This is a genomic window from Haloterrigena sp. H1, from assembly GCF_005938085.1.
GTDB lineage: Archaea > Halobacteriota > Halobacteria > Halobacteriales > Natrialbaceae > Natrinema.
The window spans coordinates 2336039-2355836 of record NZ_SMZK01000001.1 but is presented as its reverse complement, the minus strand read 5'-3'; the positions used below and the strand labels follow the sequence as shown (position 1 = coordinate 2355836).

At 64.0% G+C, this 19798-nt stretch carries 22 protein-coding genes; 14 read left to right on the top strand and 8 right to left on the bottom strand.

The features are described from left to right. The first annotated feature begins 176 nt into the window (after window positions 1–176). The gene (locus E2L06_RS11750; protein ID WP_138781628.1) at window positions 177–2015 is read left to right on the top strand and encodes a carbon starvation protein A; all 1839 of its coding nucleotides are present in this window, start codon (window positions 177–179) and stop codon (window positions 2013–2015) included. A 96-nt stretch (window positions 2016–2111) separates the two neighbouring features. Here E2L06_RS11750 and E2L06_RS11745 read toward each other — a convergent pair whose 3' ends face one another. Further along, entirely contained in the window at window positions 2112–2720 is a 609-nt protein-coding gene (locus E2L06_RS11745; RefSeq protein ID WP_138781625.1) for a hypothetical protein, read from the bottom strand. Window positions 2721–2969: 249 nt separating this feature from the next. Between E2L06_RS11745 and E2L06_RS11740 the strand changes: the two genes are divergently transcribed. Next, complete coding sequence (locus E2L06_RS11740; RefSeq protein ID WP_171052354.1) at window positions 2970–3164, top strand: hypothetical protein; 195 nt, start codon at window positions 2970–2972, stop codon at window positions 3162–3164. A gap of 12 nt (window positions 3165–3176) precedes the next feature. Here the strand turns inward: E2L06_RS11740 and E2L06_RS11735 are convergent, their stop codons facing one another. Continuing rightward, on the bottom strand, window positions 3177–3401 hold the full coding sequence (locus E2L06_RS11735; protein ID WP_138781621.1) for a hypothetical protein: 225 nt from the start codon (window positions 3399–3401) through the stop codon (window positions 3177–3179). 115 nt (window positions 3402–3516) lie between these two features. Here E2L06_RS11735 and E2L06_RS11730 point away from each other — a divergent pair, with 115 nt between their 5' ends. Together E2L06_RS11730 and E2L06_RS11725 are read left to right on the top strand one after the other, a co-directional pair. Then, window positions 3517–3837, top strand: coding sequence for a hypothetical protein (locus E2L06_RS11730; protein WP_138781619.1), 321 nt, complete (start codon window positions 3517–3519; stop codon window positions 3835–3837). A 192-nt stretch (window positions 3838–4029) separates the two neighbouring features. Then, window positions 4030–4233, top strand: a complete 204-nt coding sequence (locus E2L06_RS11725; protein ID WP_138781617.1) for a hypothetical protein — start codon at window positions 4030–4032, stop codon at window positions 4231–4233. Here E2L06_RS11725 and E2L06_RS11720 read toward each other — a convergent pair whose 3' ends face one another. Next, on the bottom strand, window positions 4234–5490 hold the full coding sequence (locus E2L06_RS11720; protein WP_138781615.1) for a GTP-binding protein: 1257 nt from the start codon (window positions 5488–5490) through the stop codon (window positions 4234–4236). A gap of 74 nt (window positions 5491–5564) precedes the next feature. Between E2L06_RS11720 and E2L06_RS11715 the strand changes: the two genes are divergently transcribed. The 4 genes from E2L06_RS11715 to E2L06_RS11700 all read left to right on the top strand — a co-directional run bounded on the left by E2L06_RS11715 (window position 5565) and on the right by E2L06_RS11700 (window position 9964). After that, complete coding sequence (locus tag E2L06_RS11715; RefSeq protein WP_138781613.1) at window positions 5565–5861, top strand: hypothetical protein; 297 nt, start codon at window positions 5565–5567, stop codon at window positions 5859–5861. Further along, window positions 5861–6835, top strand: coding sequence for a TRC40/GET3/ArsA family transport-energizing ATPase (locus E2L06_RS11710; protein WP_138781611.1), 975 nt, complete (start codon window positions 5861–5863; stop codon window positions 6833–6835). The genes E2L06_RS11715 and E2L06_RS11710 overlap by 1 nt, the downstream gene beginning before the upstream one ends. Before the next feature lie 90 nt (window positions 6836–6925). Beyond that, on the top strand, window positions 6926–8125 hold the full coding sequence (locus E2L06_RS11705) for a redox-regulated ATPase YchF (RefSeq protein WP_138781609.1): 1200 nt from the start codon (window positions 6926–6928) through the stop codon (window positions 8123–8125). A 201-nt stretch (window positions 8126–8326) separates the two neighbouring features. Further along, complete coding sequence (locus E2L06_RS11700) at window positions 8327–9964, top strand: spermidine synthase (RefSeq protein ID WP_138781607.1); 1638 nt, start codon at window positions 8327–8329, stop codon at window positions 9962–9964. 32 nt (window positions 9965–9996) lie between these two features. Here E2L06_RS11700 and E2L06_RS11695 read toward each other — a convergent pair whose 3' ends face one another. Further along, entirely contained in the window at window positions 9997–10791 is a 795-nt protein-coding gene (locus E2L06_RS11695) for a winged helix-turn-helix domain-containing protein (protein WP_138781605.1), read from the bottom strand. Window positions 10792–11028: 237 nt separating this feature from the next. Between E2L06_RS11695 and E2L06_RS11690 the strand changes: the two genes are divergently transcribed. Beyond that, window positions 11029–12009: a DMT family transporter gene (locus E2L06_RS11690; RefSeq protein ID WP_138781603.1), complete on the top strand. Its 981-nt coding sequence runs from the start codon at window positions 11029–11031 to the stop codon at window positions 12007–12009. 46 nt (window positions 12010–12055) lie between these two features. Here the strand turns inward: E2L06_RS11690 and pth2 are convergent, their stop codons facing one another. Further along, a complete protein-coding gene (pth2, locus tag E2L06_RS11685; protein WP_138781601.1) occupies window positions 12056–12394 on the bottom strand; it encodes a peptidyl-tRNA hydrolase Pth2 in 339 nt (112 codons plus the stop codon). A 110-nt stretch (window positions 12395–12504) separates the two neighbouring features. On the opposite strand from pth2, the gene E2L06_RS11680 reads away from it, so the two are divergent. After that, the gene (locus E2L06_RS11680) at window positions 12505–13677 is read left to right on the top strand and encodes an MFS transporter (RefSeq protein WP_138781599.1); all 1173 of its coding nucleotides are present in this window, start codon (window positions 12505–12507) and stop codon (window positions 13675–13677) included. Between the two features lie 66 nt (window positions 13678–13743). Here the strand turns inward: E2L06_RS11680 and E2L06_RS11675 are convergent, their stop codons facing one another. Then, window positions 13744–14559, bottom strand: coding sequence for a hypothetical protein (locus tag E2L06_RS11675; protein WP_138781597.1), 816 nt, complete (start codon window positions 14557–14559; stop codon window positions 13744–13746). 165 nt (window positions 14560–14724) lie between these two features. Here E2L06_RS11675 and dcd point away from each other — a divergent pair, with 165 nt between their 5' ends. The 3 genes from dcd (at window position 14725) to E2L06_RS11660 (ending at window position 16690) form a co-directional block, all read left to right on the top strand. Then, entirely contained in the window at window positions 14725–15327 is a 603-nt protein-coding gene (gene dcd / locus E2L06_RS11670; RefSeq protein WP_138781595.1) for a dCTP deaminase, read from the top strand. A 116-nt stretch (window positions 15328–15443) separates the two neighbouring features. Next, window positions 15444–15755: a hypothetical protein gene (locus E2L06_RS11665; protein ID WP_249361427.1), complete on the top strand. Its 312-nt coding sequence runs from the start codon at window positions 15444–15446 to the stop codon at window positions 15753–15755. Window positions 15756–15892: 137 nt separating this feature from the next. Then, complete coding sequence (locus E2L06_RS11660; RefSeq protein ID WP_138781591.1) at window positions 15893–16690, top strand: alpha/beta fold hydrolase; 798 nt, start codon at window positions 15893–15895, stop codon at window positions 16688–16690. A 99-nt stretch (window positions 16691–16789) separates the two neighbouring features. On the opposite strand, the gene E2L06_RS11655 is transcribed toward E2L06_RS11660, so the two are convergent. Both E2L06_RS11655 and E2L06_RS11650 read right to left on the bottom strand, forming a co-directional pair. Beyond that, window positions 16790–18073: a YihY/virulence factor BrkB family protein gene (locus E2L06_RS11655; RefSeq protein WP_138781589.1), complete on the bottom strand. Its 1284-nt coding sequence runs from the start codon at window positions 18071–18073 to the stop codon at window positions 16790–16792. 147 nt (window positions 18074–18220) lie between these two features. Next, complete coding sequence (locus E2L06_RS11650) at window positions 18221–19336, bottom strand: tRNA (guanine(26)-N(2))-dimethyltransferase (protein ID WP_138781587.1); 1116 nt, start codon at window positions 19334–19336, stop codon at window positions 18221–18223. A 101-nt stretch (window positions 19337–19437) separates the two neighbouring features. On the opposite strand from E2L06_RS11650, the gene E2L06_RS11645 reads away from it, so the two are divergent. After that, window positions 19438–19794, top strand: a complete 357-nt coding sequence (locus tag E2L06_RS11645) for a hypothetical protein (protein WP_138781586.1) — start codon at window positions 19438–19440, stop codon at window positions 19792–19794. The last annotated feature ends 4 nt before the right edge of the window (window positions 19795–19798 follow it).

Below are 19798 nucleotides of genomic sequence, written 5' to 3'. Positions count from 1 at the left end.
CAATGAACAATTCGCAGCGAGAAACAGTCGGCCGATCCCTCTGTAGGCGGTACTGAATTTTTCATATACAATGACATATGAGTATCATCTAGGATCGAAACAGACAGCCAACGGGCCCAAATAATAATAACCAACAATTAAGGGTATTCGACCCGCTTCATTTGTGTAGAGATACCATGACACAAGTCATATGGATCATCGCGGCAGTACTGGTGACGTTTACCGCCGGCTACGTGGGGTACTCGCGGTACCTCATACGGTTCGTCGAGCTCGACGAGGAGGCGGAAACACCAGCACACAAATACGAGGACGGACAGGAGTACGTCCCCTCGAAAAAACCGGTGTTGTTGGGCCATCACTACTCGAGTATCGCGGGTGGGGCGCCGATCGTCGGTCCGATCACCGCCGGTGCTATCTGGGGGTGGGTGCCCGCGTTGCTGTGGATCGCCATCGGCAACCCGCTGATGGGTGCGGTTCACGACTTCGTCTCGCTGTCGGGCAGTCTCCGTCACGAGGGGAAGTCGATCGGCTACATGATCGGCGAGTACGTCGGCGAGAGCGGAAAGAACATGTTGCTGTGGTTCGCGTTCCTGACGATCGTCCTCGTGGTGGCAGTGTTCGCACTGGTCGTCGGGATCGTCTTCAATGCGTACCCGCAGGTCGTCACGGCATCGTTGCTCTACATCGGGCTGGCGCTGGTGTTCGGCGTCTACCTTTACCAGTTCAACGGCCCGTTCATTCCCGGGACGGTGCTGTTCGTCGCAGGGGTCTTCGCCGCTGTCTGGGTCGGGCTTCAGTACCCGCTGGCGTTGTTCGCCGGCGACTACCCGGCCGGGACGATCGTGTTGTTCGGTGGGGCCGGCGAGTGGGTGCCCGGCGCGGGTGCTCTCGGCGGGAACACCGCAGCGTGGATTCCCTTCGTCATGGTCTACGCCGCGATCGCGAGCGCGCTGCCCGTGTGGGTGTTGCTCCAGCCGCGTGACTACCTGTCGTCGTTCCTGCTGTACACTGGGGTCGGCGGCGCGACCGTCGCGATCATCGTCGGGACGTTCCTCGGCACGTCGGCCCAGCCGCTCGTCATCGACGAGACCATCGGCGCGTTCGAGGGATTCTGGGGTGTCGAGGCCGCGGGGTTAGCACCGCTGTTCCCGCTGCTGTTTATCACGATCGCCTGCGGGACGATCAGTGGATTCCACTCGCTGGTCTCCTCGGGGACGACCGCCAAACAGCTCGACAAAGAGACCGACGCCCGGCTGATCGGCTATGGTGGTATGCTGGGTGAGGGGCTGCTCGCTGCAGTCGCACTCTCGACGCTCGCTGTGTGGGGCTTTGCCGATCCCGCTGGCGGGATCGGTGCCGCATTGCCGAACTTCGCGTCCGGTGGTGGGCTGATCCTCACCAGTCTCGGTGTGCCCCAGACCGTCGGCGCCGTGTTCATGGCGCTGGTGCTGTGTAGCTTCCTGCTGACCTCGACGGACACGGCCGTCCGTCTTGGCCGGTACATGATGGAAGAGATCGTTGGCACGCCCGCCGGACGGACTGCCACGGGCCTGAGCGCCGATCCCGCGTCGTTCGCGCGTGGCCGGTACACGAATCCGATCATCCAGGTCGTTCCGGCGTACCTGCTGGTCGTCTCCGGTCAGTGGGTCGTCCTCTGGCAGCTCTTCGGCGGGGCAAACCAGCTGCTTGCGGCGCTGGCGCTGCTGACCGCGACCGTGTGGCTGGCAAACTGGGACGACAGCAAACAACTCGTCTCCACCGGCGTCCCGATGGCGATCATGGTGACGATTACCATCCTCGGGCTGTCGATCCTGGTGTTCTACGAGAACTTGTACCTGAACCTGCTGCAGGGTGGCGCGGGCTCGCTCGAGGCGATGCTCTCCTCGGCCGTCCAGATGGTGATCGGGCTCGTGCTCATCGTCCTGGCGCTGGCACTCGTCAGGCTCGGATACAGAAACATTAGCAACGTCCGTCGCGGCCCCGAGACGCCCGCCGCCGAACCGGGCGACGACTAACGCTCGCTGGTCGTTCGTTTTTCGCTCCCAACAGTAGTCGTCAGTTGAACGCTCTATATGCGCAGAGCGACTGTGATGGCCGAACCGCCTACTGTCCTACTGCCAGAATCGTTTCGCGAACCGCGAGAGAAAACCCTCCTCGGGCGTGGTCACATCGTCCCAGAGAGTAAACGCCTCGGCGACGTCAGCAGCCTCGCTGGCGACGTGGGTCTCGTGTACGGGGACGACGACGACCAGATTGACCTCGTAGTGGCCGTGATAGCCGAACTTCAGTAACGTCCGGTCGCGAAAGCCGTCGACGAACTCGCGGACGCCGTCGGGCACCTCGTCGGTAGCGAGGACGAACGTAATGTCCGTCCCGAAGTGTTCCTCGTCGGCGACGACGTGTTCGTCCGCCAGTTCGTGGCCGAGGTCGACGAGGCGCTCGAGTCCTGCCACCGTCGGCGTCGACTCGCGGCGGGCAAAGAGGTACTCCTCGGCCTCGTGATCGGCGTAACTCAACGCTGGATGGAAGAACTGTTTCTGGCTGCGGACGCGCATCTCGCCGTAGAGGTCCCACCGCTGACCGCCGGCGTGACGGTCTTTCTCGAGGTCGTAGTTGTACATCAGCCGGTCGGACACGCGGTCGAGATACTCGTCGTCCCAGTCGGGGACGGCCTCGCGGATCTCCGCCGGTAATTCGTCCGGCGTCGCTCGCTCACTCATCGTGTCTCGGGAGGGTGTGACGATGACTGGCCATCCCTCGAGGCACGTTCCCTGGTCCGAATTCCCATACCACTGGTATCCGTCGAGGTTTCAAATAGCCGTCGGTGACGAGTACTGTCACGTCGGCCGGTTGGCGTCGCGGTGCACGGTCGTCGACCTGGGGCGGCAGCTTTTAGCCGTGGGAGTCGTACCACCGTGTACGTAACTCACATGGATGGAAAGAAAACGGAAGCGTGCGGCCGATGTTCCATGTCGACGGTCGTCGATGTCGCGTCGGCCGACGAGGCGGACGACGAGGAGGGAACCGCCACTCGAGACCCGTTCGGCGACGCCGCCATCGAGGTCGACGACGAGACGCTCCGGCGCATCTCGCTGGGTGCCTGGATGGGACGGGTGACCGAGCGACTCGACGACCTCGGCCGGCGGCTGATCTACGGCCGATAGCCGGTCGCGGCCTTACGACATCGTCACGAGATACGTCATCGCGAACAGCAGTATCGCCGCTGTGGCAACGTTGATGAACCCGAACTCGAGAAACCCCAGATACGACAGCCCCCAGACGATCGTCCACCCAAAGAGCGTCGACAGAACGGCGTTCAGCACGAGCAGGACTCGAGGGTCCCCCTCCGAGGACGCCACACCGGCCTCGAACCCATCTGCGTCGCTATCGCCATCGCTCATACAGGGAGACGATGGCACCGCTACTTAACTGTTCGCCGGCGGCAGTTCGTGGACTACGTCCGAAACCTGAGCGACCACGGTGTAGCTCTTTGCCCCTCGAGCGCGAACGGCTCGTATGCACCTTCGCAATCGTCACGGAACACCCGTCGATCCAGTGCCGTTCGTCGTGGTCGTCGGGCTCACGTTCATGGTCTTGCTGTCGTTCGGCCCGCTGTACGGACGAGAGCTGGGGCTGGCCCTCGAGACGGCGATCGTGCTCTCGGCTGCGCTGTTCGCCGTTGCCGCCGTCGTCGCTTTCTATCGGCAGGTCTGGACGTTTGACCCGGAAATGACCGGCAGTGTCCCATCGGCGGTCCGCGCCGAGCGACTGTTTTATCTCATTCCGATCCTCGCGGCCCTCATCGTCGCGCTTTCGGTACCGTTGATTCTCGGGTAGCTATAGTAGCCACTGACCGTCACTGCACACCCGATCGCACGACGGCTGTGCGGTCGGTATGTCAATCGTTTCAGTTGTCGCTATAGACTGCTTGAGGCAGGCGAATTGTGCGTCGACATCACCGGAGTTTCGACCGCAGGGCGTGCTACATAGTGGCACAGACTTATTATCGTCCCCGGGCAACGATCGACTATGGGGCTCATCGAGTCGGTGAAAACAGCCCTCGCTTCACCCACGCCGAAGAATCGGCCCGACGACGGCTCCGACGGGGCGTACTGGTGTGACGACTGTGGCGTCCGGATCAGGGACGTCGACCTCGAGGGAGAGCCGGTCTGTCCGGACTGCGGTGCCGAGATGCGCTTCGAGCGGTCGACCGGCCGGAGCTGTGCGTGCTGATCAGGGCTCGCGGACGACGACCTCGTCGCCCTGCTCGTCGGGGAAGGGGCCCGCGAGAGCCATCTCTAACTCTTCGTCGGTGACCAGCGCGTCCTCGAGGGCCGCCCGCAGCGCCGATTCGTCGTACTCAGTGCCGATGAAGACGAGTTCGGTGCGTCGATCGCCGTGCTCGTCGTGCCACTCGAGGTCGGGCCGGTTCGACCGGTACATGTCGCGTTCGATCTCGGGAAGGCTCGCGATCCAGGGCCCCTGCGCTGTGGCGCGGATCGACGGCCCGGCCTGGGCGATCGCCACCCGCATGTCGTTGTCGGCGATCCAGGCGGTTCCCTTCGCGCGGACGATCGCCGGCGGGAGGTCCGCGAGAAACGAGGCGAACCGGCCGGGATGGAACGGGCGGCGACGTCGGTAGACGAACGAGGTGACGCCGTACACTTCGTCGGGATGGTGATGGCCGTGGTGGTCGTCGTGATGGGTGTCGCCCCCGTGACTGTGCTCGTCGTGGTTTGTGGTCGTTTCGTGACCGTGATCGTCGCTGGCCGACTCGAGCGCGCGCTTCCAGCCCGGCAGGTCGTTTACTCGACTAGGGTCGAACAGGCCAGCACCGAGTAGTCGATCGGGGTCGACCGCCGCGAATTCGATGGAGATGGTCTCGGCATCGGGCTGCAACGCGTTGACGAGTTCTGTGGCCTCCTCGAGTTCCGCGTCAGTACATAGGTCGGCTTTGTTGAGCAAGACGATATTCGACACTTCGACCTGCTCGACGAGGAGGTCCGACAGCGGACGATCGCCGTCGCTGCCTCGACGCTGTGGCGTTCCCTCTCCCGCGAAGGCCTCGAGAAAGGCGGGCGTGTCGAGGACGGTCACCAGCGTGTCGACGTCGTACAGCGCCGCGACGCGGGATTCGGTCGTGAACAGTCGCGCGACGGGGGCGGGTTCGGAGATACCCGACGACTCGACGACGAGGTGATCGAACGTGCGGTCGCGGGCCAACCGGACCACCGCGGTCTCGAGGTCATCCTGCAGTTCACAGCAGATACAGCCGTTCGAGAGTTCGGCGACGCCGTCGTCGAGTTCGAGTTCTGATCCCTCCGCGACAAGTTCGGCGTCGACGTTGACTTCGCCCATATCGTTGACCAGGACGGCCAGCGTCCGGTCGCCGGCGGTCGACAGCAGGTGGTTAAGCAGCGTCGTTTTGCCAGCACCCAGACTGCCCGAGAGGATTGTTACCGGGATTCCCCCATCCGTATCCGTCTCCATATCTCGCTCCAGGGGCCACAGCGTCTTGAAAGCGAGCCACGGGAGTTTTGAGCGTTCGGCACCCAGAGACAGGCATGGATCTGGCCGACCGGATCGAATCGTTTCGCGAGACCCTCGAGGAGTGGCTGCGAGGGCTCTATCACGGCATGATCTCGCATCCGGCCTACGAGAAAATCGAGAAGGAAGCCGAAGACGCCGAGGACGCGTTCATTCTGGCGTGTTTCCCGGACGCCTTCGGCATTCCGTCGCCGGTTTCCTACTACACCGCCGAACTGCTCCCGTATCTCGAAGACGAGTTCGAGGCCTGGGAACGACGGCTGTGGGATCGTGGCACGTACCTCGAGCGCAAGGGCCAGCAGTACCACTTCTGATGGAGCCATTCGTCTTCTTCGGTGGGAAAGGCGGCGTCGGGAAAACAACCGTCTCGTGTGCCTACGCGTTGCGCTGTGCGCGCGACGGCCAGCGGACGCTCGTCGTCTCGACCGACCCTGCTCACTCCGTCACCGACGTGTTCGACCAGCCGTTCGACGACTCCCCGCAGTCCGTCGATGGCGTCGAGGGACTCGACGCGATGCAGATCGATCCCGAGGACGAAGTCACCCGCCACCTAGACGAGATCCGTCAGGACCTCTCCGAACAGGTGTCGGCGTCGATGGTCAACGAGATCAACCGCCAACTCGAGATGGCCCACGGCACGCCGGGAGCCTACGAATCGGCCCTGTTCGACCGCTTCGTCGACGTGATGCGTAACTCGGAGCCGTACGACCGCGTCGTCTTCGACACCTCGCCGACCGGCAGTACGCTTCGACTGCTCGGCTTGCCGGAACTGCTCGAGGGGTGGATCGACCGGCTGATGTACAAGCGCCGGACGAGTATCGACCTCTTCGAGAAGGCCGCGGTCGGCAACAACGAACCGCGCCGCGTGATGGAGGGCGATCCGGTCCTCGCGCGGCTCGAAGAGCGCAAGGAGTTCTTCGAGTTCGCCGGCGCAGCGTTGCACGACGATGCTGCCTTTTTCCTCGTTGTGAATCCAGACGAACTCTCGCTGAACGAGACCGAGCGTGCGATCGACGACCTGCAGGACAAGGATCTCGAGGTTCGCGGTCTCGTCGCCAACAAACTCACGCCGTCGCCCGACCCCGACGAGAACGGCCGCGGTGCACGCTACCTCCGCGAACGCGTCACGACGGAGGAGGAACGCCTCGAGACGATCCGATCCGAGTTCGAGCCGCCGCTGGTCGCCGAGATCGGCTGGCGGAGTTCGGAGGTCAAAGGCGACCTGCTTGACGACGTCGCCGCGGAACTCGACATCGAGACGGCCGTCGAACCACCGACACACGTCTGAGCTGGTGGTCGTTTGGACTCGCCACGTTTACTCATAGCACGCCGAGAGCGGAACAAAACCCGTTTAGCCCGGCCGCTCCAGGGACGAACAATGAGTACGAGTTACCGGATCGGACTCGTCGGCAAACCCTCCGTCGGCAAGTCCTCTTTCTTCAACGCGGCGACGATGAACGACGTGCCCGAGGGGGCCTACCCGTTCACGACGATCGACCCCAGCGTCGGCGAGGCCTACGTCCGCGTCGACTGTGCGGCACCGGAGTTCGACGAGGAGTGTACGCCCAACGTCGGCTACTGCGACCACGGGACGCGGTTCGTCCCGACGAAACTCGTCGACGTCGCCGGACTGATCCCCGGCGCACACGAGGGCAACGGGCTCGGCAACCAGTTCCTCTCCGATCTCAACGAAACAGACGTGCTCGTTCACGTCGTCGACTTCTCCGGGAAAACGGACGCCGAGGGCGAACCCACCGAGGGCCACGACCCGCGAGATGACATCGCCTTCCTCGAGGAGGAACTCGACCAGTGGTACCTGGGCGTCCTGAAGAAGGGTATCGAACGCTACGAGACGGGCTACACCACCGAGGACGACGCTATCGAGGAAGAGCTAGCCGAACAGATGAGCGCGTTCAAAACCAACGAAGACGAGATCAAACGCCTCATCCGACGCGTCGACATCGGTTTCGAGCCCGACGAGTGGGAGGAAGCGGACAAACTCGAGCTCGCCCGCGAGATCCGCAAGGAGACCAAGCCGATGGTCATCGCGGCGAACAAGATGGACACGCCCGAAGCACAGGATAACTACGAGGAGATCACGAACGATCCCGACTACGATCACCTGACGATCGTCCCCTGCAGCGCCCACGCCGAGAAGGCGCTGAAATCGGCCGACAAGGCTGGCGTCGTCGACTACCGACCCGGCGATAGCGACTTCGAGATCACCGGCGACGTCTCCGGCGACCAGGAACAGGGCTTGGAGCAGATCCGGGAGTTCCTCACCGAGTTCGGCGCGACGGGTGTGCAGGCTGCCCTCGAGACGGCACTGTTCGACGTCCTCGGCGTGACGCCGGTGTTCCCCGGCGGCGCGAACGGGCTGGGCAACGAACGCGGCGAGGTGCTGCCCGACTGTTATCTGATCCCGCCGAACTCAACCGCGGAGGACTTCGCCTACAGCCTTCACTCCGATATCGGCGACGGCTTCCTGCACGCGATCGACTGCCGGACGAACCGGCAACTGGGCAAAGACTACGAAGTCGAGTCCCGAGACGTGATCGAAGTCATCACGACGAACTGATACGGTTTGCTGTAACGATTTCCCGGCGCACCCGCAAGACGAGTCGCGGGTGCGCCGGAAATGACGTACAGTAGACCGTATGAGAGCCGATCGTCATCCCGTTTCGGACGGTTCGATCGAGAACTCGAGTCTCCGATTCGAGAGCCGGCGAGTCCGTACTGCGCCGACAAGTTCTCGTCACGGGCCCACGTTAGGCCGATAATGAGTATGGGGAAGTCCTCCGCCTTTCGGCCGACGAAACCCGACGTCGCGGTGTTCGTCTCCGGCGTCACGAGCATGGGTCTCGAGATTCTCGCCGGTCGGATCATCGCCCCACAGTTCGGGAGCAGCATCTACACCTGGGGGAGCATCATCACCGTCTTTCTCGCCGCGTTGAGTCTGGGCTACTGGCAGGGCGGGAAGAAAGCGGCGACGGCGTCGAATCGGCGCATGAGCTGGCTGCTGTTGGGGACGGCGGCATACGTTGCCGTCGTGATCTACGGGAGCGACCAACTGCTGCTCTCGGCGTCGGCGATCCCGCTGCCGGCCCGCTATGCCTCACTCCCGGCTGTCATCATGCTCTTCGGGCCGCCGACCTACCTGCTGGGCTTTATCAGTCCGTACGCGGCCGAACTGTCCCAGAAGGAGGGGACCGGCGAAGCATCGGGCCACGTCTACGCGCTCGGCACCATCGGCAGCATCGTCGGTGCGGGTGCGACGACGTACGTCCTCGTTCCCGCACTCGGCATCGACATGATCGGCCTCCTGTTCGGGTTCATCCTCGTCGGGACCGCGTTCGCGCTGACACTGCCCAGACTCACCCCGAAGCCGGCGTCGGCCAGCGTCGCGATCGCGATCATGCTCGTCGTCGCGGCCGGCCTCGGCCCGGTGGCGTTCGACCACCGCGGCGATGTCGTCTACCAGACCCAGACGGCCTACCAGGAACTCGAGGTCATCGACGACGGCGACGTCCGGACGCTGTATCTCGATGGGGCACGCCACAGCGCGATGGATCTCGAGGACCCCGACCGGCACGTCTTCGAGTACACGCGATATTTCCACCTCCCCATGCTGATGGTCGACGATCCAGACGAGGTCGAGAACGTGTTGTTCATCGGCGGGGGCGGCTACACCGGGCCAAAGGATTTCGAACGGAAGTACGACGTCGACGTCGACGTCGCCGAACTCGACCCCGAAGTGACGCGGACGGCCAAGGAGTACTTCCGGCTCGAGGAAAGCGAGAACCTGTCCGCCCACACGGAAGACGGGCGGATCTTCCTCCAGGAGACCGACAAGACCTACGACGTGATCGTCCTCGACGCCTATCAGAAGGATCAGGTCCCCATTCACCTCACGCAAGTGGAGTTCATGGAGCTGGCCGAAAGCCATCTAGATGAGGACGGCGTCTTGCTCGCGAACGTCATCGCCGCGCCCAGCGGTTCCGGCTCGGCGTTCTACCGGGCGCAGTACAAGACGATCGACGAGGCCTTCGCGTCGACCTACAGCTTCCGCACCTCGAGCTGGGACTCCGTCCAGAACATCGAAATCGCCGCGACGAAAGCCGAGACGAACTTTACCGAGGCCGGCCTCGAGACACGAAACGACCAGCGCGACCTGGGAATCGACTTGCGTAGCGAGGTCGACGCCTACATGGACGCGCCGAACACCGACGACGTGCCGCTGCTGACCGAGGATCACGCACCCGTCGACAACCTCCAGGCGTCGACGGTGGGCCAAGAGTACGTCATCGAGCAAACTGGGGAGGACGAGACGCAGCCGGAGCCAGCATCTATCGCAGTCGGGCCGGAACTGCCTGCACACGCACGGCCGACGCCGGGACTCGAGTCGATCCCGTCCTGACGCGGCTGCCCCAAGTACGCTGCTGCTACCCGTTACTCCGAAAGCGCGTCGGCCTCGAGCGGTGTCGCCGTCCGCCAGTAGTGATCGAGCGAGTCCTCAGCCCACGCGCGGACGGCGTCGTCGTCGGTGTCGACGGCAGCCCGCAGGATGCCAGTCTCGTCGCGCAAGAGCAGGCAGACATCCTCGTCGACGATCATGATCGCGATCGGGACACCCTCTTCGCGGACCCTGATCTCGGCGTCGTCGGCGTCGAGCAGCGCCTCGAGTTGACGGCGAAGCTCCGACTCGTCGGCCAGCGCGTCGATCGCGTTCCGGCCGAAGACGCCCCTGAAGCGCTGCTCGCCCGCAGTCACACGGTCTCGAACGACGCCCAGCGTCTGTTCGTTGAACGTGTGTGAAAATGTCCGGACCTCTTCGCCAGTCCGGAGAACGTCGAGCAATCGACTCAGCGGCGCGTTCGGCCGCGTCGCGCTGGGGGTCGTGATCGTCGCGTCCGAGAGCCGCCGCAGGTCGAAGTCCATCGCGTGGGTCGGCAGGTAGTCGACGATCTCGCGGAGTTTCGCCTCCGTCTCGAGGATCGCCTGCAAGTCGGTAAACCCCTCCGCGACGAGTCGCCCCGTCGCGGTCGCGACGTACGCGTTGCCGTCGTGTCTGATCCACGATCGATCTTCGAAATCACTGAGAATTCGTCCCAGCGTTGCCTGTGAGGCCCCGGTCGCGTCGGCCAGGTCGGTTCGCGTCTGGCGCCCGTCCGAGAGCAGTCTGAGCACCTCGACGCGGTTCGACGACAGTGCGAGAAACTCGATCTCCTCGAGCGCCGATTCCATACGGACTCTCGTCGGTGCCACGGGATATTGGTTTCGCACCGTGCAAATATTTCAAAGGATGCAGCGATAGCAGGTCTCCGGGCTCTTTCCCGGCTCGCTCGCTTTTCTTGCTATGAAATATTTTCTGAATCAAACTATAAGCCCGGAGTTCGTACGGTGTACTATGATGATCTTCGCGATTCACGCGTCGGCTGCTCTCGAGTCGGCGCAGCCGGTCTCCACGGTGGTGACGGGAGAATGATGTCCCGTCGCAGTGCCGTCTTCTTTGCGCTCTCGAGTCTGCTCTTCGGCGGGACGTTCGTCGCCGCGAAGGCCGGGCTCGCGTACTTTCCGCCGCTGCTGTTCGTGGCGCTTCGCTACGACGTTGCGGCGGTGGTCATGCTGGTGTACGTCGGCCTGACCAGCTCGCGGTCGGAGCTGCTTCCGCAAAACAGCGGCGACGTCGCCAGCATTCTCGCGACCGGCGTCCTCGCGATCGGGCTGACGAACGCCTTGCTGTTCGTCGGCCAGCAGTACGTCTCGAGCGCCGTCGCCTCGATCATCTACAGTCTCAACCCGATCATGACGCCGGTGTTCGCCGCGGCGTTGCTCTCCGACGAACGCCTCTCTCGGCGCGGCGCGGCCGGGATGGGGCTCGGCCTCGTCGGCGTCGGCCTCGTAGTCAGTCCCGACCCTGCGAACCTGCTCGGTGGGGCCGTCGGCAAGGGACTCCTCTTCGCTGGCGCGATCAGTGCGGCGCTCGGTGCCGTGTTGATCCGCCGGGCCGACAGCGGCCTCTCGAGTCCAGTCCGCGTCGCCTGGGGGCTGCCCTTCGCCGCGGCGGTGAGCCACCTGCTGGCCTGGACCAGCGGCGAGTCGGCGGCTGCGATCACGTGGACGACCGAGGCGCTGCTGGCGCTCGGCTACGTGAGTATCTTCGCCGGCGCCGTCGCCTACGTCGCCTACTTCGGACTCATCGATTCGGCCGGCGCGATCCGCGCGAACCTGATCTTCTACGTCGTGCCCGTCGTCTCGACGCTCGGCGGCTGGGCGCTGCTCGATGAGACGATCGACGCGCTCGCGATCGCCGGCTTCCTGACGATCTTCGCCGGCTTCGCGGTGCTCGGCAGCAAGTCGATCGACGTCCGCTCGCTGCTCCCGGATATCGGTGCCGACGTGCCGTCTGCCGACGACGAGTCGGTCGTCAGAGAAGAACCGCGGGGCTACCGCTCGGACTGATTCGCTGCGCTCGAGCGAACCTCGAGGCGCTGATTAGGACCGCCGATCAGAACAGCGACAGTTCGCCAGTCACGCTGTCGACACGGTCGTCAGCCGCCGGGCCGACGGCCAGTGCGGTGACGGTGCCGGGCTCGAGTTGGGTGTGCCCGGCGTCGCGGATAAGCGCATTGGGGATGCCGTTGCTATCGGCGATCTCCGAGAGTTCGTGCAATTGGCGTTCGCTCTCGCCTTTGAGAACGACCTTCTTCTGGCCGCCCTGTTTCCACTGGGATTGCAGCTGGCTGTCTGCCTTCTCGTAGGCCGACAGCGACGCGTGGGCGACCTGGGCGGCGAGTTTGCCTGTCCCCATGCCGATGTCGGTCCGGGCGACGATGGCCTGTTTCATGGCCGACTCGAGGGCGGGGATCCCTTTACTTGTACCTATCCCGACGCCGGAACCGGCAACCGGTCCGGATGGCGGTAGCATTGATGTGCGTGACCACCACATGATCTGTCATGCAGGAGCGCCGGCGGGTCCTCGTCGTGACGTCGATTGCACTCTTCCTCTCTGTGCTGGTGTGGTTCAATTATTCCGCGGTGCTCCCGTTAATCGTCGAGGAGTGGGGTCTCTCGGGGACCGAAGCGGGGATCGTCTTCGGCGCGCTTCAGGCAGGCTATCTCGTCGCGATCGTCCCCGCGGGCTTGCTCGCGGACCGCTACTCGCCGCGGTGGGTGATCGCCGTCGGTGCCACTGGGACCGCTCTCCCGAGTCTCGCGTTCGCCGCGGTCGCCGACGGGCTCCTCGTCGGCACCGTTTTGCGATTCCTGTCGGGGCTCTTCGTCGCTGGCGTCTACGTTCCGGGGATGCGCTTTGTCAGCGATTGGTACCCCGAGGCCACGCGCGGTCGGGCATTGGGGCTCTACATCGCCACCTACGAACTCGGCAGCGGCTTTTCGTTCGTCTTCGCAACGATCGCCGCGGAGGCTGTCGACTGGCGGCTTGCGATCGCCGTCACGAGCGTCGGCGCGCTGTTCGTCGCGCCGGTAATGGTCGGACTGACCCGTGACAGTCCCGAGCGGACGACGTCGTCCACCGGTGGCTTCGATCGCTCGATCTTCCGAAACCGGGAATACCTCGCTGCGGTCAGCATCTACTCGTGGCACAACTGGGAGCTGTTCGGCGTCCGCAACTGGTTGCTTGCCTTTCTCGTGGCGACGCCGGCGTTTGTGGCGACTGACTCGGCGGTCTTGCCAGGACTGGTCGTCGGTGCGATGATCGCCATGAGCGGCGTCGGCAACGCTGCCGGCGGCTGGCTCAGCGACCGCGTCGGCCGGCCACAGACGATCGCCGCCGGCCTCGGTGCCAGTACCGTCCTGAGTGCGACGTTCGGGCTTCTCGGTGGACTGCCGCTGGCGGCGCTCGTGGCCGTGACGCTCGTCTACGGCGTCGTTCTCGCGCTCGATAGCGCGCCCACGTCGACGCTCGTGACCGAGGTCGTCGCCGACGAACACGTCGGCACCGCGCTGTCGATCCAGTCGCTGGCCGGTTTCTCGACGACGGTCGTCTCACCGATCGTCTTCGGGCTGGCACTCGACCGTGGCGGCTATGCTGTGGCGTTTCCCACGCTCGCCGCCGGTGCGCTCCTCGGCGTGCTGTCGGTCGGTGCGCTCGTGTGGATCCGGCGATAGCGGCCCCGATCGAGTCCAGAACTAGTCATCGACCGTCTCTAGTATGCAGGTGGCTTGTCCGCTGGCTCAGAGGACGATGGCCTCGTTGCGAAGGAATTCCCGTTCCGTCCGTTTCGCCTCCGGGCCCGCGTCGACGAGCGTCGGCTCGTCGATCGACTCTGAAAACCGGTTCGGGTCGGGCTCGAGCGGCTCGAGCATCGCGGAGAAGACCGAGCCGCGACGGCCACCGGCCGAGACGATGCCGCCGTACTTGCGGTCTTCAAACGAGGTGTCGTCGGGATCGGGGAACTGCTCGCGGATGATCTGTGCGGTCTCTCTGAGATACGTTGCCGCCTGCTGCTGTGAGTAGCAACTGTCCTTGTAGTATGCCTCGGCATATTCGTCAGCCAGTTCCTCGGTGGAGTGTTCCGGTGACTCGTAACAGATCGACTTCGTCGTTGTGTACCCATCCGTAAAGCGGATGTTCATCGTAAAGCTGTCCGGATACCGGAGGATGACTGGTGAAAACATCATCTCCGTAATCGTGGTTCGCTGTTGGATCCGCCACAGTCCCTCGAAGTAGTAGGCAGCCAGTGCCCCGACCCGGTCGTCACGATCGCCACGGGCATACGCCATCGCGACCTTCTCGTAGTCATCGCCTGCAATCCGCCTGAGCCGCCGCTCAAAACTCTCAGCGATGCGCTCGAGTTCCGCCTCGTAGGCAGCCAGCAGCGGAACCTCGGGATCGGCGAGTAACTCCGCTTTCCGCTCTCGAGCGTCCGCCACGGTCATCATGTTCTCGTGGAAGGCTCGCTCGGCTGCGGTGTCGGGAAGCGGCACCCTCACCGCTCGCTGATGCAAGACTTTCGTATCGCCGTTGAAGCGATCCCGTTCCCCATCCATGGAACGGCGTTCATCGTGTATCATTATAATTTATTAGGCCGTACAGACTATAATTTCATCTTGATAATAAGAGATAGCTATTACCATGCACGATAGAACATGGCGGCCCCGACCGCTCGAGTGCGGACCGAGGAATTTAGGGCCCCGTACTCGCTCCTACTCGGTATGATCCTCTCCGATGCGGACATCCTCGAGCGTCTCGAGGCCGGCGACCTCGTCGTCGAGCCCCTCGACGACCCGGAACTGCAGATCCAGCCCGCCAGTATCGACCTGCGGCTGGGACGGGAGTTTCTCGAGTTCCAGCGGACGAACATTCCCTGCATTCATCCCAACTCTGAACGGGAAGTCGACGAGTACGTCACGGAGACCATCGTCGAAGACGGCGACGACTTCATCCTCCACCCCGGTGACTTCGTGCTCGGGACGACCCACGAGCGCGTCGAGATTCCGGCGGACCTGATCGCCCACGTCGAGGGCCGCTCCTCGCTGGGTCGGCTCGCCGTCGTCGTCCACGCAACGGCCGGCCTCTGTGACCCCGGCTATCGCGGCCAGATTACGCTCGAGCTGTCGAATCTCGGGACGGCACCGGTCGCGCTCACGCCGGGTATGCGCATCTCCCAGCTCACCTTCACCGAACTCAAGACGGAAGCCGAGCGTCCCTACGGCAGCGAGCGCGGCTCCAAGTACCAGGACCAGGACGGCCCACAGGCCTCCCGCATCCAGAGCGACGACGAGTTCGGCGGCGACCAACTCGAGCGCGACCGGTAAGCACGCCGGCACGAAGTTCAGTTCTGATTCGCTCGTAACTGCGGGCATCCCCCGCCTGTGGCGTGACGGCCGAACAACGACTGGCTGTTGCAGGCACCACCGGCTTTCCTCAAGTCATGATAGCTGACAGTATGCGTGCGACGTTTACGGATGGCGATGTCGACAAACCCGTTGAGAACGACAACGGGGAATCGGTCGGAGTCGTCACGGCCGTCAAGGATGATGTCGCCTACGTCAGGCCAGACCCGACGGTCGTCGACTCGATCAAGTCGTCGCTCGGCTGGGAGAAAGGCGCCGAGGCAACGGTCACTCTCGAGCGGGAATCGGTACACGAAATCGCCGACGATGTGATCCGGCTCAAGGGCGACCTGCCGATTCGGGACGGTTCGACGGCCGAGATGAGGTCCGAGCGACGTGAGCCGCCGTAGCAAGCGCTGGAGACGGAGTCAGCCGGTGCAGAGTTCTCAACGAGAGTGAGACCGGCAACGTCGTGACTACAGTGGCAGCCCACGTCACCGCGGTTCGCCGGGCTATCTACTAAGTCTCTCCTTGTGATATGTCGGCCATGGTCTCGACAGACGACAGAGGGAGTCTCGAGGGTGTCGACGTCGCCGGCTCCGTGGACGCACAGTCGATCGTATTCGTACACGGGTCGATGTTCACGCGAAAGATATGGCTACCCCAGCAGCAGGAACTCTCCGGGGAGTTCCACATCGTTGCTCCCGACTTACCGGGACACGGGGCTCGTGCCGACAAACCGTTCCGGATGGAGCCGGCGATCGACGTTCTGGAGGAGACCCTCGAGACGCACGTCGACGGATCGGCGGTGCTCGTCGGGCTCTCATTAGGCGGCTACACGATCACGGAGTACGCCTACCGCTATCCTGACCAGATCGACGCGCTGGTGCTGTCGGGGAGTAGTGCGAACCCAGTAGGGAAGTTGGAACTCGGCACCCGACTGACTGGCGGGCTTGCGCGGCTTCTGACCAAACCCGATCTCGGGGAGCGAGCTGCCGAGAAATTGGCCGCACGCTGGGTTCGAAAGCGGAACCTTCCACCGGATATCGAACGGGAAATCATCGAGGCCGGCTTCTATCCGAAGGGATTCGGCGACGCGGGGCCGGACATCGCGGGCGAGGACTTCCGGGCGAAACTCTCGACCTATCCCGGCTCGACGCTCATCCTCAACGGAATAAACGACACGCTGATGCGCCGGGGTGAGCAGGCCCACGCCGGGGCCGCACAGAATGGCCGCGTGGAAGTACTTACGGACGCTGGTCACATCTGTAATCTCCACCGCCCAACGGCGTACGCGGACCGGGTTCGTCGGTTCGTCAACCGGACCGTCCTGACGCAACACTAGGTCGGCGTCGACACGGCGAAGCGGTCGGCCGGGCCATACGAATCGAAAACGGCCGGGAGAACGACGGTGGGTTCGGGAACGGGATCAGTCGACGACCGCTTAGGAGCGCCGCTCGCCGATCGCATTGCGCAGGCGGCCGGGCACGTCGAGTAGAGAGATGCCGAACCCGAACAGGACCATCAGCACGTAGACGCCGAGCGTCGAGGTCCAGACGACCAACAGCGACAGAATCGCCCATGGGCCTGTGAGGAAGTAAAACGCCGCGATCGACATCGCGGTCCCGTAGAGCAAGACGATGTACGGCCCCCAGTCGCGAGCGTGGCCGCGTCGAACGCGGCGACGGACGTAGCGTTTGAGCTCGCTCTCGAGGGACTCCTTTCTGACGGTGCGGTCCTCGACGTCGTCCTCGAAGGTTTCGACGCGATCGCGCAGCCGCTCGATCTCCTCGCGCAGTACTTCGGGATCGTCCGCGCGGTCGTGTGTCCGGGCGCTGGCGCGGTCGCTGGCCCGGTCCTCGGTCGCCCCCTCGTCGGCACCCGTGGCGTCGTCGGTCATCGCTTCTGTCGAGACCTGTCGTCCGCGGGGACTTTGTAGCTGCCGATCCACTTCACGGTCGGCTAGGGTCGCGTTGAGGACCGCCCCGAAGACGAGGATGATCGCACCGACGTACAGCCAGATGAGCACGAGGAACACAGCTCCGAGTGCGCCGTAGATCGTGTAGCCGGTGGCGAAGTCAGTATAGAGGGAAAACGTCCCGCTGAGCGCGACCCAGCCGACGGCTGCGATGACCGTTCCCGGAAGCGCCTCCCGGATCCCGACGTTGGCGTCCGGAAAGATGACGTACAGCGGCAGGAACGTCGCGATCAACCCCATGACGACGAACAGTTGGCCGACGATTGGCAGCCCGAACCCCGGCACGAACCGGATCAGGAACTCGAGGACGCCGACAGCGACGAGCCCCAGCGAGCTACCGATCGCGACGATCGTCGCGTCCCAAAACGTATCGAGCAGCGATTTCGCTCCTACCGTCCCGTACACGCGCGAGAAGGCCCGATCGAGACCGCGGAGCACTCGGCTCGAGCCCCACAGCAAGCCGAGGATGCCGACGACGGTCGCACTTTGCCGACCGGTCTCGTCGATGATCGTCTCGGCGAGCACCTCTCGGGCCGCTGGCGTGAGGATGTCGGTGGCTGCGACCGAGAGTTGCATCGCAAGCGCCTCACCGCCGATCGACGCCGCGATCCCAAGCGCCAGTAGCGTGAGCGGCACGAGCGAGAGAAAGCCGTAGAACGCGACGCCGGCAGCGAGCAGCGTTATCTGCTCGTCTCTCGCGAGCCGAAAGGCCCGCCCCACGAGCTCGAGTCCCCATCCGTGGTCGGTCACGCTCCCCGTTTCAGGTTCCCCCACAATATGTAATCACACGGCACAGGCACCGGGCAGACCGGTATGTGAACCCATACGCACCGCAGTGACGGGCGAGTGAGGAGAAGTGCGCTGTAACCGCTCGCTTCGCCGGGTGCCGAGACCCAGCTACTCGAGACTGTCTTCGGTCGCCGCGCGGATCTCTCCGACGTCGGCGTCCGTTTTGAACGTCGTCCCCCCGTAGTGGGCTCTCGAGGCCTGGTAGCCGGCGTCGCGGAGGTCAGCGAGGAAGTCGTCCATCGCGTTGGCGGGCAGCCCCCAGTTCCGACAGAGCTTGTGCTGGTCGTAGTGGGTCGGTTCGTCGAGTTCCGCCGCGAGCGTATCACAGAGTTCGCGCGCCTGTGGCGCGGTGTTGAAGGTGTAGGGGATTTCGTCCCGGACGGCGGCGATGAAGTCCGGGTCCTGAACGGGGCCGAGCCAGACCGGCCCGGCAGTGAGCATGCGATTCCCGTCGCAGTGGGGGCAAGTCTCGAGTGGGTCGGCGATCAGCCCGGGATCGGCCTCGCGGTAGAGGCAGTCTTCACAGTGGTAGAGATGGCCTAACTCGTCGATCGCTGCGTCGGCCGACGTGGCCTTGTGCTCGAGCTCGAGATACGTCCGCACATAGTGGCTGGTCGCGTGGGTCAGGATCGGCTCGACGCCCACGTCGAAGCGGGCAGCGCTGCGGGCGAGCGCAGAAATGAGCACGCGCACGCCCATCTCGGCGTGGTAGTCCGTGTTTCGCGGCACCGCAGAATACGAGCGAACGCCGCTGTTGAAGTGGGCACCACACAGCGGTGCGGTGTCGGTCGCGGTGACACAGACCAGATCACGACAGTTCGCGAAGGCCGCGTCCGCGAAGGGCATCGGCGTCCCGTAGGGGTCGAGATCGATCACGTCGAACGGCCCCTCGTGCATCAAGGCGTTGACGTTGCGATGTTCGACCGTCGCCTCGCAGTCGTTTCGCTCGAGGTTCTCCCGCGCCAGGTCGACGGCCTCCTCGTCGACGTCACAGCAGGTGACGTCCCAGCCATCGGCGGCGGCCCGCACGCCACGGACCCCGCTTGCGGTCATCGCATCGAGATACGACGTGGCACGCTCCTCGCGCTCGCGGTAGGCCCGCAGCGTCGCGATCGTTAGGTCCCGGTTCAACTCCTGTCGCGGGTTGTAGAAAACAGCCTCCTCGATGCCCTCGGTCTGTTCGCCGGGCACCTCGAGTTCGACCCCGCCCTCGGTGACGCGCATACCACGTCTCGTCGGTAGCGGGCGAAAAACGGTGTGGTCTCAGGCGGCCACGCTGGACGGACAACCAAACCGATTTTACAGTCGGGCGCACAGTTCCGGACGTGTCGAAGGCTGATCCCGTCGAGCGATGGCAAGCCGCTCTCGAGGAAGCTGGCGAACTCACGCCCGAGATCGTCGGCCAGATCACGCAGATTCACGGTGATCGTGGGGCGCAGGCGATCGAGGCCGTCGGCGAAAACCGGGTGAAAGCCTACCGCGATTTCACCATCGTCGTCGGCTACGACGACGAATACATCGTCGAGGACGGGAACTGTACCTGCAAGGACAGCGAGTACAACTTGGATGGGGACGACCCGACCGAACGCTGCTGGCACTCGCTTGCCGTCGCGATCGCACGCCGGGTGGGCCACGTCGACTACCACGACATGTGGTACTCAGACGTGCGCGAATTCCTGTGATGGC